Raw genomic sequence first — 13,105 nt, forward strand, 5'->3', positions numbered from 1 at the left:
TCAATCGAGCTAAATAAAAACACAAGCACAGCCTCGCTTCGAAAGAGCAGGCTGTGCTTTTTTGCAGGTAGGTAGAGTCAGTCAAAGGGTTTTTATGCAAAATATTGAAAAAATGATGAGCAGAAAGGTATAATCAATGCTTATGAGGAGGGGAGCTCCGTGAAAGACCACAAATGGATTGAGCGTAACGGAAAACGTTTATCTGCAATGATTCACATGCCTGAATTAGTAGTAGAAAACCCACCAGTCGTTATTCTTTGTCACGGGTTTACAGGGGAAAAAGTCGGAGGCAATCAGTTCGTATTAGGTCTGGCAAATGCGGTGGAAGCTGCAGGCTTTGCAGCCGTTCGATTTGACTTCTCCGGCTCTGGGGAAAGTGCAGGAGAATTTGCTCGTGATACGACCATTTCCGGATGGAAGGATGACCTGAACACAGTCGTGGAATGGGTCCATGAGCAGCCAGCTTTTCAAAAGTCTCCGATCTATGTGCTCGGCCATAGTTTGGGAGGGTGCATCGCTTTGCTTCACGATGACACGAAAATACCGGTAGCAGGAAGAATTGCTCTTGCTCCAGTCATCCATCCCAGGGAAAACTTCCATGACATCATCTTGGGCCCTGAGCTTTGGGCTGCGGCAGAGTCCGGAGAGACCATCTCACATTTTTATGGCAAAGCGATGTCCTTGCAGCCGGATTTTGTTCGGGATCTGATCGAGAAGGGACATGCTCCCATAAAGGCTTCTAAAAACTATGAAAATCCTGTACTCCTCATTCATGGAACAGCAGATACAGCGGTACCGGCAGAAGGCTCCGAGCAGTTTGCCCAAGCTTACGAGGGACGCGTCGACCTATTCTTGATGGAGGATGCGGACCATAGCTTCGCCCGACAAGTAGGGGAGCTGCAGGAGAAAATCGTAGATTGGCTTACAGAACAGAGCAATTCTTGAAAAGACGAAATGTTGATGGATCAAATGAATTTTTTCAAAAAGAGTCATTGACAAGGACAGCCAAAGCGAATAGAATTTCAAACAACAAGAACAACGTATAACGCGAAGAACGGGAACAGTAAGTGGTCTGATCTGTAAAGAGAGCTGCGGGACGGTGCGACGCAGTCAGAGAAGCCAGTGAAGCTCGCCCGGGAGCGGCAGGACTGAAATCGGATGTAGCGCTGCACCGAAGCCAGTAAGTCCTGACGGTTAACCTCCGTGATCGGGTCGTGCGGAACAGTTTGATTCCGTACATGAGGTGGACTTCTGGCGTAAGCTGGGGTCAACGAGAGTGGTACCGCGATAGACAAGGTCTGTCGTCTCTTCGATAGAGACGGCGGGCCTTTTTTGTTGGCAACTAAGGCTCCGCCAAGTTTTCTAAATTCCCAAAATAGCATAGAAACAAACGCGAAGAACGGGAGCTAGTAAAGCAAAACTTTTGTCCAGAGAGCTGCGGGACGGTGCGACGCAGTCAAGAGTAGCTTGAATCTCACCCGGGAGCGGCAAGGTTGAACCCCCTACTAGGGACGGTAGACCTTGACGGAATCACCCCACGTCATCGGGGTTATGAGGTGGATCCCCAGCGAAGGGGGATCAACGAGAGTGGTACCGCGGCAGCTGACAGGCCTGTCGTCTCTTGTATAGGAGACGGCGGGCTTTTTTTAACGTATAAGAATTTATAAGCGTAATGCTTATGAATTCTGGAGCGCATGGAAACGTTCCGCTAAAACGCGGTCGCTCCTCCATGGGATGGCCTCGATAGAGGTTTTCTTATTTCCGAAAAACAAAAACAACCTTTGAGGAGGCAATACCCATGACAAAACGAATCCATATTTTCGATACAACCCTGCGTGACGGCGAACAAGCGCCAGGAGCATCCCTGCATCCCGAGCAAAAGATCGTAATCGCAAAACAGCTGGCAGAACTCGGTGTGGATGTCATTGAGCCGGGCTTCCCGATTTCCAGCCCTGGTGATTTTATGGCGGTGCAACGAATTTCCCAAGAAGTGCATGGCGTCGAAATCTGTGGCTTTGCCCGCGCAGTGAAGGAGGATATCGATGCTGCCGTTCGCGCTACAGAGGCAGCTGAGCGACGCAGACTGCATATGTTCCTGTCTTCCTCCAACATTCATCTGGACTTCCAGCTGCGCAAGTCGCGCGAGCAAGTCATTCAGATTGCTCGGGAGATGATTGCTTACGGGAAGCAATTTGTGGACAGAATTGAGTTTTCCCCCATGGACGCGACACGTACAGGAGACGAGTTCCTGTTTGAAATGATCGAGGCGGCGATTGAAGAGGGGGCAACGATCATCAACATCCCGGATACAGTGGGATACGCACTGCCGGAAGAGTATGGGGCGATGTTCACCCGCGTCATGAAAAACGTCCGTGGCAGCGACAGAGTGGAGTTTAGCGCCCATTGCCACAACGACCTTGGCCTTGCCGTTGCCAACAGCCTGGCCGCGATCAAGGCGGGTGTGACACAGGTGGAAGTAACGGTAAATGGTGTCGGAGAGCGTGCAGGAAACTGCTCACTTGAGGAGCTGGTGATGGCGATTGAAACGCGCAAGGAAGCGTTGGATGCCGAGACGGGCATTCGTCCGGAGCATATTTACACGACTTCGCAAAAGGTCAGCCGTGCGATGAGCTTCCCAATCGCTTTCAACAAGCCGATCGTCGGCCGCAACGCTTTCCAGCACGAAGCGGGCATTCACCAGGACGGCCTGTTGAAAGAGCGCAGCACCTATGAAATCATGGACCCAGAGAAGCTGGGCGTGCCGCGCAACATGATCATTCTCGGCAAGCACTCCGGACGCCATGCGATCAAGCATCGTGTAAACGAGTTTGGCGTACAGCTGAATGAGGAACAGATGGAAGCCCTGTACAATCAATTCAAGGAGCTGGCCGACAAGCAAAAGGTGGTACAGGACCATCAGCTGCTCGAGCTGGTCGGACACACCGTCAACGCAGTGCTGGAGCCATTTACACTGGTCAATGCGCAGGTGCTGACCGGAACTTCCGGCAACCGGATGGCATCCTGCACGATCACAAACAACGTCACAAAAGAAGAGCAAACGTACTCTGGCACAGGCGAAGGTCCAGTCGAGGCTTTGGTGGCAGGCATCAAGCAGGCGCTGCCGATCGAAGTGGAGTTCACCGATATGGAGCTGTATTCCCTTTCTTCTGGAGAACACGCGACCGGGGAAGCGATCGTGACAGTCAGTGCAAACGGCAGTCATTTCAAGGGTGTTTCCGAGCATCGCGATGTGTTGATGGCAGTGGCACAGGCCTTTATGGCTGCGAGTAATCAGGCCGTACGAGACTACGAGGCGAGAGTCGCCATTCATGAGCAGGAGCAAGTGCTAGAAGCGTTTTTCTCTTGATTCACTATCCCAGGTTAATCGAGCAAGCCCAGTCTATAGGAGACTGGGCTTGTTTCATTCCGCCGCTTGTAGAGGGAGTGCGATTTTGATGCCGAGACCGCCTTTTTCCGGCAGGTACGCATGGATGCGGCCATCTTGCTTCTCGACCATTCCTTTGCAGATCGCAAGCCCGAGACCGCTGCCGTTTTTGACCTTAGACCGCGCTTTGTCTACGCGATAAAAAGGCTCAAATATTTTTTGCAGCTCTTCTTTAGGGACTCCTGGTCCGTTATCCTCCAGCTCGAATATCGCCATATCGTTTTCCGTATAGACGCGGAAAGAGATGTGAACCTCGGACTGTGTCGATGAGTGGTTGAGCGAGTTGTGAATGACGTTTGCAAAGACACGGCGAATGCGCTGTTCGTCTACGAATAGATTCGGATTTCCGGTAATGGAGCAGGAGCAGCTGAGCTTGGCAGAAAATGTCGGCAGCTCCTCTTCGTATTCCGAAGCGATCGATCGCACGAAAGAATGAAGTGGCACTCTCTTCCTGACGAGGAGAGGGTGATTGGCATTCTGTACGTACTCAGTGAGGTCCTGGGTCAGCTTTTCAATTTCCGTCGCTTTGCGGTAGATGATTTGGTAGTATTCCTGACGCTTTTCCTCCGATTGGACACGTCCTCGCATCAGACGCTCCATATACCCTTTGATCGAGGTGAGCGGTGTTTTTAGATCATGCGAGATTGCAGCCATGGCTGCAGACTGCCTGTGCTTTTCCAGGGAGAGGGTCTCATTGGCTTTTAGCAGGGAGCTGTAGATTTTTTCCCATTCCATCTCGTTCGGGTAGTGAGGAAAATCGGATTTGATGAGATCACTGTGCTTTTTGTAGAATGTCACGAGCGGCAGCATGGCTAACCTCCTACTATAGATGCCCAGGAAGACGGTTGACAGGCAAAAGAGCAAAACGGCTACGGCGAGAATGTGACTGGAAGACTGAACGGGCCGCAGCATATTCCAGGTGACGGGATGTGTAAAGGTAAAGTCGTACCGATGCTTTTGATCGGTGTACTGATCATCCTGCAGCGTGACTGAGAAAATGTTGTGCGACAGCGAATCAGCTGTAATGGATTTTCCCTTCTCACGGTCGAACATGCTGATGCGCATAGAGTGATCCTGCGCGTAGCTGTACAAAAATGTCCGAGTCTCGTCTGGCTTCCCACGGAATTCATTGATTTCGTTAATAAATTGGCGGTCCTGCTGCTGGAATTGGTGGCGCAGTTTTTCCCATTCCGTGGCAAAGTCCGCAATTTCAAATTTCCAATAATAAAGGCCAAGTAGGATGAGGCTTAGCAGAAGGACGATGCCATGCGCGATTAGCATTTTCAACTGAATATGATGTCTCACTGCATGTCACCAACAAATTTGTATCCGATACCCCAGACCGTTTTGATGTAATGCTTGTCATGCTCCAGTTTCGAGCGCAAATTTTTAATGTGCACGGTGACCGTATTGATATCTCCGTACTCGGTTTCTCCCCAGATGGCGTTGTAGATTTGCTCGCGGCTGAGTACGCGATTCGCATTTTCCGCCAAATATAAAAGAATCTGAAATTCCTTGGTCGACAGATCGATCCGTTTATCTTGATGAAAGACTTCAAAGGTGTCCTTGTTAATAACCAGGCTTCCACTGTGAATCGTTTTGGCGGCGGATATGTATCGATTCTCCCTGCGCAGATGCGCGCGTACCCGGGCGATCAGCTCTGAAATGCTGAAAGGCTTCAAAATATAATCGTCCGCACCGACTTCCAAGCCGATAATCCGATCCAGCTCCCGATCTTTGGCGCTCAAGAATAAGATGGGAATATTGACGACATTACGTATTTTCCGGCAAACATCAAGACCGTCCATTTCCGGCATCATGATGTCGAGCAGGATCAAGGAGAGAGAGGGATCAAGCGCTTTTTCCATGGCTTCCTTGCCGTTATGCGCTTCAATCGTGAGAAATCCTTCATCCTGAAAGCTTTCGGCGAGCAACCGGACAATATCCGGATCGTCGTCAGCGATTAAAATCGTAGGGCTGTTCATTTAGAGAGACCTCCTTATTCACCATTATTATAAAATAGTTGCGTTACCTAGGCATATAAGGAGTAAATGCCTTCCCAGTAAAAAAAAGGCGCTCCAGTGTAGCGGAGCACCTTTTTCTCTTGCGAATTCTTAGCGATCGTTGTTGTTGTCAGCTTGCGCAGGGAAGTTCATCCATCCGCCACCCAGTGTGTAAGCAGGAACGCTTGCATCAACAGTTGTGGTTGGAGCAGTACCTTCTGTAGCTGGAGCTGCTGTGCCAGTAGAAGTAGTAGCTTCTTCTGCAGCTGGGTTCACAACAATGTGGTTTTGGCCAACAAAAGAGCTGAAGAAGCTAGGAGTTCCTTCATTTTCGCCTGGCTCGCTAGCAGCGAAAGCCGGAACAGCCAAAGAAGCAACAACAGCCATCATAGCTGTGAATGTAAGAAAACGACAGGTTTTTTTCATCTTTTTCATCCTCCATCTTTCCCTTCCCTCGAGGGAAATCTTTTTACATACCCAGTTATAAACGACATTTCTGTATTAGCTCTGAAAAAAGTATGAAGTTTTATGAAGAACGTGTAGAAAACAAGCGGAAAGTGTTTTTTTGTACAAAGATGAACTTTTCGGAATAAACTTACGGTGGAAATCGTTCAAAATTGTTGATATTTTAATAACATTATGTAGTACTAGAAGTGTAGGATTTTTAAATGCTAAGGGAGATGTAGAAGATGGAGTGTCAGTTAAAAATTACCCTGACCGAACAGAGAAAAGAAAAGCCTGCTAGCGACAAACTTGGATTCGGTGTTCATTTTACCGATCACATGTTTACGATGGACTACACAGAGGGAAAAGGGTGGCACGATCCACAAATCGTACCGTACTCCCCGGTCACTCTCGATCCGGCAGCAATGGTTTTCCATTATGGACAAACTGTTTTTGAAGGACTAAAGGCTTACCGCAATAAAGAAGACCGCGCGTGGCTGTTCCGCCCGGATCAAAATTTCAAAAGATTGAATCGTTCCCTGAGCCGACTCAGCATGCCTTTGATTGATGAGGATTTCATGCTCGAGGCGCTCAAGCAGCTGGTAGCCACGGAAAAAGAGTGGATTCCAACAGAGAGCGGAACGTCCCTATATATTCGTCCTTTCGTGATTGCGACCGAAGCATGCTTTGGTGTTCGTGCATCTCATACGTATAAATTGATCATTCTTTTGTCTCCGGTAGGTGCTTACTACGCTGGTGGCATGAAGCCGGTAAAAATTTATGTAGAAAACCATTACGTACGCGCAGTTCGTGGCGGTACGGGAAATGCAAAAACAGCTGGTAACTATGCAGGCAGCCTGAAAGCACAGGAAGAAGCAAAGGAAAAGGGCTACGAGCAAGTTCTATGGCTGGATGGAATTGAAAACAAATACGTAGAAGAAGTCGGCAGCATGAACGTTTTCTTCAAGGTAAACGGGGAAGTGTGGGTACCGGAATTGAACGGCAGCATCCTCGAGGGGATTACGAGAGATTCCACCATCCATATGCTGAAGGACTGGGGCCTTCCAGTTGTGGAAAAACGCATTTCCATGGAGGATCTGTACGAGGCTTATACCAAAGGAGAGCTGGAAGAAGCCTTTGGAACAGGTACAGCGGCAGTGATTTCTCCGATTGGCGAAATGAGCTGGAACGAGCACAAAATGGTCATCAACAACGCACAGATCGGAGAATTGACTTCCAAGCTGTACGATCAGATGACAGGCATCCAGTACGGACTTGTGGAAGACAAGTTCGGTTGGTCTGTTGAAGTAACAAAAGCATAAACGAGTTTTTGCTGACAGGCACAGTTGCCTTCCAACGAGGAAGGGACTGTGCTTTTTGCTATTTTCCTAGCTGCTTTTCCCGTTATATTTTCACATTATCGATCAGAAGTTTATGATCGCGAAAAATAACAATAGTAAAAATAATGAAAAGAAAGGTAAAGATAGTCGAAAGAAAAAAGTTAGAAAATTATTAAAATTAGAACTACGTAGTTATTCTTCCATTCTCATCTGAAGAAAGAGGGGGTCATTCTCGTGAAAAGAAAAAACAGGCTACGTTCTATGCTCGCCCTATCTGTACTGTTGGCTACCGTCCTCGCGGGTTGTTCGACCGGGCAGCAGGCAAGCAGCAGTCCAAACGGCGCCAATGCGCCAACGAGCAGTCAGCCAGGGGCAGCTCCAGCTCCAGCGGCATCCAGTGGGGGGACTCTGATCATCGCCCGCTTGTCCGATGCCAACAATCTCGATCCGCATTTCAGCACGCAGATCAATTCTATGGCCGTTGTTCAGCACAAGCTGTACGAAGGGCTCGTGATGCTGGATGCTAACAGCGAGTACAAGCCTCTCTTGGCCAGTGAGTGGAAGCAGCTCGATGACCTCACGTGGGAGTTTGCTTTGCGGGATGGAATCACTTTCCACGATGGAACACCGTTTGATGCCGAAGCTGTGAAAAAGACGATTGACCGCATTTTGGACAAGAATGCGCCTACGCCGAAAGCCAATATGTTTGGCATGATTAAAGAAGTGAAAGTTGTCGATCCGCATAAAGTGCAGCTTATTCTTCACTATCCATTTGCAGGGCTGCTATCCGTACTCGCGAGTGCAGAAGGCGGGATTATTAGTCCAAAGGCCATCGAGCAATACGGAAAGGATTTGAGCAAGCACCCTGTAGGCACCGGTCCATTCGTATTCGAGTCTTGGACGCCCGGTCAGGAAATCGTACTGGTAAAAAATGAAGCATACTGGGGGAACAAGCCCAAAATCGACAAGGTCGTCTTCAAGACCGTGCCAGAAGATGCGACCCGTGTAGCAATGGTGGAAACAGGCGAAGCTCACGTCGCCGAGCAGCTGCCCGTGACCGAAATCGATCGCGTAAAAAATTCTTCCAGCATGACGCTGGGGCGGTATGAGTCCTTCGCTGTCGATCACATCGGGATGAACGTAACGCAAAAGCCGTTTGACGATGTACGCGTACGCCAGGCCATTGCCCACGCGATCGACAAGGAAGCGATCATCCAGGGAGTTTACAACAATGTCGGGAAAGTAGCCGTTTCTTCACTGGGTCCAAAAGTAATCGGATACAGCCCGAACTTGAAAACGCCGGATTACGATCTGAACAAAGCGAAACAATTGCTCGCCGAAGCAGGCTACGCCAACGGCTTCAAGGCGACCGTGTATCTCAATGACAACAAGGCGCGCATTAATGTAGCCGAAGTTCTGCAGTCCCAGCTGAAAGGGATTGGAATCGACCTGCAGATTCAGGTGATGGAGTTTGGGGCTTACCTAGACCTGGCAGCAAAAGGCCAAGCGCAGATGTTCATCAGCGGCTGGGGAAATGCGACAGGAGATGCTGACTACAACCAGTACAATCTGTTTCACAGCACGTCCAAGGGAGTACCAGGCAACCACTCTTTCTACGCCAATCCAAAGGTCGACGAGCTGATCGAAGCAGGACGCAAAGAAAAAGATCCGCAGAAACGCAAAGCAATTTATGAGCAAGCACAGCAAATCGAGATCGACGAAGTGCCGCTCATCCCGTACCGCAGCAGTGAGAATCTGGCCGCGATCGCGAAAAACGTGCAAGGCATCACTATCAGTCCATCTGGTTATGTAGAGATCAACGATGTGACGATTCAGTAAACAATCGCGTTGCCAACCACGAAAAAAAGGATAGAGAGCCACGTCAAACTGGCTGTCTATCCCTTTTTCATTTCTGCGCGCCCAGCAAGCCGTTAATTGCTAGTCGGTGAAAGTCCGACCGAGGTAAGAGCCAAGTCGCCTCGTAGCTGACAGGCAACTGGTGGAGAGATCCTAAGGTTGAAGCCCTGTGACAAAGTAACTCCGACAGGAGTGCGAGCAAATCAGCAGACCGTAACATAAAGTGAATCCTGCCGCTTCGTTAAAAGAGACCATCGGAAGATGGACAAGGGGGAGACGAGCCTTGGGATATTGGGCGAAGTCCATGGAAGGTGTGTAGCACTTGGAATGCAGCACCCAGGAACCTCCCGGAGTATGGGGAGCGGTATGTTGAGAAAGTAGCTAACGGAACTGGGGAGACCCTCCCCTGCACGCTCCGTTGGAGCGTAAAGCGGAATCCTATAACCGAAAGGGAAATGGAGGACGGCAGGAAGGGAGTCGGAGGGGTTCATAGTACCGATGAAGTAGAGACAACAAAACTCTATGGAGAGAAGGAGCCCTGCTTTGTTCAAGAGTTGAAAGGAGGTAAGAGTGAGTGAATGCAAGTAAACTTGCTAACTACACCGATGCAAAAGCTCGACAACTTTGGACAACTCTATATCTTTGTGCCAAGGAAAAGCCAAAACGGCGGTTTCATGCTCTGTACGACAAAGTATACAGACCAGACATTCTTGCAGAAGCTTGGCGTAGAGTACGAGCCAATAAAGGAAGTGGCGGAGTGGATGGTCAAACGATAGATAAGATTGTGCATGAGTATGGAGAGAGTAAATTCCTTAATGAAATTTATCTCGACCTAAAGAGAAATCAGTATCATCCAGCACCGGTACGGCGTACTTACATTCCGAAAGCGGATGGGAAACAAAGACCACTCGGAATCCCAACTATTCGAGACAGGGTTGTTCAGATGGCGACAAAGATGGTCATTGAGCCAGTCTTTGAAGCGGACTTTAAAGATTGCTCATACGGATTTCGCCCAAAACGTAACGCTCATCAAGCGATTGCACAAATCAGGAAAGCAAGTAAAAATGCTTACTGGGTGGTTGATGCAGACATCAAAGGGTACTTTGACAACATCAATCAGGAGAAGCTGATGAAGTTAGTTGAGCAGAGGATTTCTGACCGTAGGGTACTAAAGCTGATTCGGAACTGGCTACAAGCAGGCGTGATGGAAGATGTACAGTTTCATGACACCGAATTGGGTACTCCGCAAGGAGGAGTCATTTCCCCACTGTTAGCCAACATCTATCTCAACTACATGGATACGGTATGGGGAAAGCAATTTGCCCATTTGGGAAAACTGATTCGATATGCCGATGACTTCGTCATCATGTGCAAAACGAAAAAGGATGCCATGGAAAGTATTCAGGTCATTAAAGCTATTATGGACAAATTGGATCTTGCACTTAGTAAGGACAAGTCTCGACTGGTCAACATCTGGGATAATACTTCGGGCTTTGATTTCCTTGGTCTACATCACCGGAAATTTCCGGTCCTTAACAAGGGCGGATCGAAGGTGTTTGTCATGTCCCATATTCCGAGTAAGAAAGCTATGAAGGAAATGCGCCGGAAAATAAAAGTGTATACCGAACCTCGCAGCAAGTTGTATTGGTCGTTAACGGAGTTAGTACAGGGGCTAAATCGAAAACTTCAAGGCTTCAAGAACTACTACTCGCTATCGCCAATAGCTGCAAGATGGTTAAATCGGATTGACTGGTATGTTATTGAAAGGCTTACCCTTTTCGTTAACAAGAAAAGGAATGTGCGAAAGAAACACTCGTGGGAAGGAAAAGTCATTAAAGATACTCAAGGAATACTTGTGAAACTTGCCGGATAAGCAGTGCCGAATGCCAAAGAAAGAAGAACATCGGAAAGCCGTATGAGGGAAAACCTCACGTACGGTTTGATGAGGGGGAGCTGAAACAAGTAAGGCGACCTCAAGGTCGCCCGAAAGTTTCAGTTTTCTACTCTACATTAGTAAGTAAATTTGTTGAGAAGCGCCTTGAGCTCTTCCGCAAGTGTTGCCAAGGACTGCGAGGATGCAGAAATCTCTTGCATGGAGGCGAGCTGTTCCTCTGTCGAGGCGGCTACTTCTTCTGCAGACTCTGCATTGCTTTTCGCGATCTGGGCAAGCTGGCTAGCCACTTGGCTGACGGCTTGCACACCGGTTGCTATTTGCGCTGCGATGCTGGATACCTCGTCAATATGTGGTGCGGTTTCGCGCGTACTGAGCAAAATCTGTTTAAACTTGTGGATGGTTTCGGTGGAAACCTCCAGACCGCCGGCAACGTCTTGGCGTACTTTTTCCATGGTGGCTACCGATTCTTTTGTTTCCCGCTGGATTTCCGTGATGAGCTCGGAGATTTGGGTAGCGGAAAGCTGAGATTGCTCAGCCAGAATGCGTACCTCGTTTGCGACTACGGCAAATCCTTTTCCATGTTCTCCGGCGCGGGCTGCTTCGATCGCCGCGTTTAGTGCCAGCAGGTTCGTCTGCTGGGCAATTCCGCTGATGACTTCGGAAATGTTGCTGATTTCCTTGGAGCGATCATACAGCGATTTGATCATCGCATCTGATTTTTCTACGGACTCGTGGATTGAATTCATTTGTCCCATGACCTGCTGGATGGACACGCCGCCTTCATCCGCCTGAACGGACGTATCCTTCGAAAGGTCTGCGAGTACACGCACACTCTCCACGATCCGATCGACTCCGTGGGAGATTTCCTCTAAAGCGTGGACATTCTGATCGACTCCGGTTGTTTGTTTTTCCGCGCTGCTGGCAACCTCCTGCACAGAAGCAGCGACGTGTTCGGAGGAAGCGCTCGTTTGCTGGGCGCTGGCTGTCAATTGCTCGGAGGAAGCTGCGACCTGCTCGGCTCTGCTTTCTACGTCTTGAATCAGCGTACGAAGATTTTGCTGCATTTGGCTGAACGCTTGAGCGAGCTCCCCGATTTCATCCTTTGACTGAACGTGGATGGTCTCGGTAAGGACGCCGTTGCTGACCTTGACAGCTTGCTGGCTCAGCTGCTTGATAGAGCGGATGATAGATCGCAGGATGATTGCGATCAGCGCTCCCCCAATAAGGAGGCAGGCAATGATGGTGACGAGCGTATTGATGAAAATCGGTTGAACGGAATCCGCGATCTCGTTCATAAGCATCGTCCCGCCAATTTTCCAGCCTGTCAGCTCATTGGTGGTAAAGGACATCATTTTTTCATCGCCATTTAGATTGTAGGAAATGCGGCCTGTATGGTTCTGATAGGCTTGCTCGTAGAACGCATCCTCCGCTACCTCTCCGGCTTTCATCGTAGGATGGACGATGTATTTTTTGTCTTTGTCCAAAATCAGAACGTAGCCTGCCTTCCCGATTTGAACAGAGGAAGCGACATTTTTGATTTGCTCGATCCCCAGTGTAATACCGATGACACCGGAGCCGTCGTCTGTCGATTGCGCGATCGTTACGATGACTTCTCCTGTTACCGCAGACAGATAAGGAGCGGTAATGATGGCAGAGCCTTTGCTTTCCATAGCGCTTTTGTACCAGTCTCGAGTACGGGGATCAAAGCCAGCCTTGGTTTGCTGCTTTGGAAAGCGATAGTAGCTGCCTGTATCGGTGCCCATGCTGATGCTGGCCACTTCGGGATGCATTCCTATGTACATCTCAAACAGGCGAGTGACCTCTGGACTATCTCCTTCTTTATACATGCTTCTCGTAATGAGAGAAGCCAAGTAGTCGGCATCCTTCATTTTGGGAGAAAAGGTAGAGCTGACGATGGAATTCACCAGCTTGACATTCTCGTCTGCGCTTTTCATGATCTGGGCTTCCATCTCGGTACGTGACTGGACATAAGCCAGTGTGCCTATGACGAGGGAAGGAATCACCAGAATCAAGAGAAACGCAGTAATGAGCTTCGTTTTGAAATTTCCTCGAGGGGTCTTTCCACTGCGATTTTTCATGCTTAGCATCCTTTCGTGGTGTG

General features: G+C 49.1%; 9 protein-coding genes and 2 other annotated features. Of the genes, 5 read left to right on the forward strand and 4 right to left on the reverse strand.

What is annotated here, in order from left to right:
- Positions 1-159: 159 nt before the first annotated feature.
- Both ACLIN2_RS09025 and ACLIN2_RS09030 read left to right on the forward strand, forming a co-directional pair.
- Complete coding sequence (locus tag ACLIN2_RS09025; protein WP_411503852.1) at positions 160-945, forward strand: alpha/beta hydrolase family protein; 786 nt, start codon at positions 160-162, stop codon at positions 943-945.
- Between the two features lie 96 nt (positions 946-1,041).
- Positions 1,042-1,312, forward strand: a binding site (T-box leader).
- A gap of 74 nt (positions 1,313-1,386) precedes the next feature.
- Positions 1,387-1,625 (forward strand) — a binding site (T-box leader).
- Positions 1,626-1,798: 173 nt separating this feature from the next.
- Entirely contained in the window at positions 1,799-3,367 is a 1,569-nt protein-coding gene (locus ACLIN2_RS09030; protein WP_092276165.1) for a 2-isopropylmalate synthase, read from the forward strand.
- Between the two features lie 54 nt (positions 3,368-3,421).
- Here the strand turns inward: ACLIN2_RS09030 and ACLIN2_RS09035 are convergent, their stop codons facing one another.
- The 3 genes from ACLIN2_RS09035 to ACLIN2_RS09045 all read right to left on the reverse strand — a co-directional run bounded on the left by ACLIN2_RS09035 (position 3,422) and on the right by ACLIN2_RS09045 (position 5,874).
- Complete coding sequence (locus tag ACLIN2_RS09035; RefSeq protein ID WP_411503853.1) at positions 3,422-4,750, reverse strand: sensor histidine kinase; 1,329 nt, start codon at positions 4,748-4,750, stop codon at positions 3,422-3,424.
- Positions 4,747-5,430 (reverse strand): response regulator transcription factor, encoded by a 684-nt coding sequence (locus ACLIN2_RS09040; RefSeq protein WP_092276159.1) that lies wholly within the window; start codon positions 5,428-5,430, stop codon positions 4,747-4,749. The genes ACLIN2_RS09035 and ACLIN2_RS09040 overlap by 4 nt, the downstream gene beginning before the upstream one ends.
- Before the next feature lie 129 nt (positions 5,431-5,559).
- Complete coding sequence (locus ACLIN2_RS09045; protein ID WP_092276156.1) at positions 5,560-5,874, reverse strand: hypothetical protein; 315 nt, start codon at positions 5,872-5,874, stop codon at positions 5,560-5,562.
- Between the two features lie 263 nt (positions 5,875-6,137).
- Between ACLIN2_RS09045 and ACLIN2_RS09050 the strand changes: the two genes are divergently transcribed.
- The 3 genes from ACLIN2_RS09050 to ltrA all read left to right on the forward strand — a co-directional run bounded on the left by ACLIN2_RS09050 (position 6,138) and on the right by ltrA (position 10,962).
- A complete protein-coding gene (locus tag ACLIN2_RS09050) occupies positions 6,138-7,214 on the forward strand; it encodes a branched-chain amino acid aminotransferase (RefSeq protein ID WP_411503854.1) in 1,077 nt (358 codons plus the stop codon).
- Between the two features lie 252 nt (positions 7,215-7,466).
- Positions 7,467-9,071, forward strand: a complete 1,605-nt coding sequence (locus ACLIN2_RS09055; protein ID WP_400582307.1) for a glutathione ABC transporter substrate-binding protein — start codon at positions 7,467-7,469, stop codon at positions 9,069-9,071.
- A gap of 592 nt (positions 9,072-9,663) precedes the next feature.
- Positions 9,664-10,962 carry a group II intron reverse transcriptase/maturase gene (gene ltrA / locus ACLIN2_RS09060; RefSeq protein ID WP_411501843.1) on the forward strand — a complete coding sequence of 433 codons (1,299 nt, stop codon included), beginning with the start codon at positions 9,664-9,666 and terminating at the stop codon, positions 10,960-10,962.
- Positions 10,963-11,099: 137 nt separating this feature from the next.
- Here the strand turns inward: ltrA and ACLIN2_RS09065 are convergent, their stop codons facing one another.
- The gene (locus ACLIN2_RS09065; protein WP_310236633.1) at positions 11,100-13,082 is read right to left on the reverse strand and encodes a methyl-accepting chemotaxis protein; all 1,983 of its coding nucleotides are present in this window, start codon (positions 13,080-13,082) and stop codon (positions 11,100-11,102) included.
- Positions 13,083-13,105: the final 23 nt, after the last annotated feature.

The sequence above is a fragment of the Brevibacillus centrosporus genome, assembly GCF_046622605.1.
Classification (GTDB): Bacteria; Bacillota; Bacilli; order Brevibacillales; family Brevibacillaceae; genus Brevibacillus; species Brevibacillus centrosporus.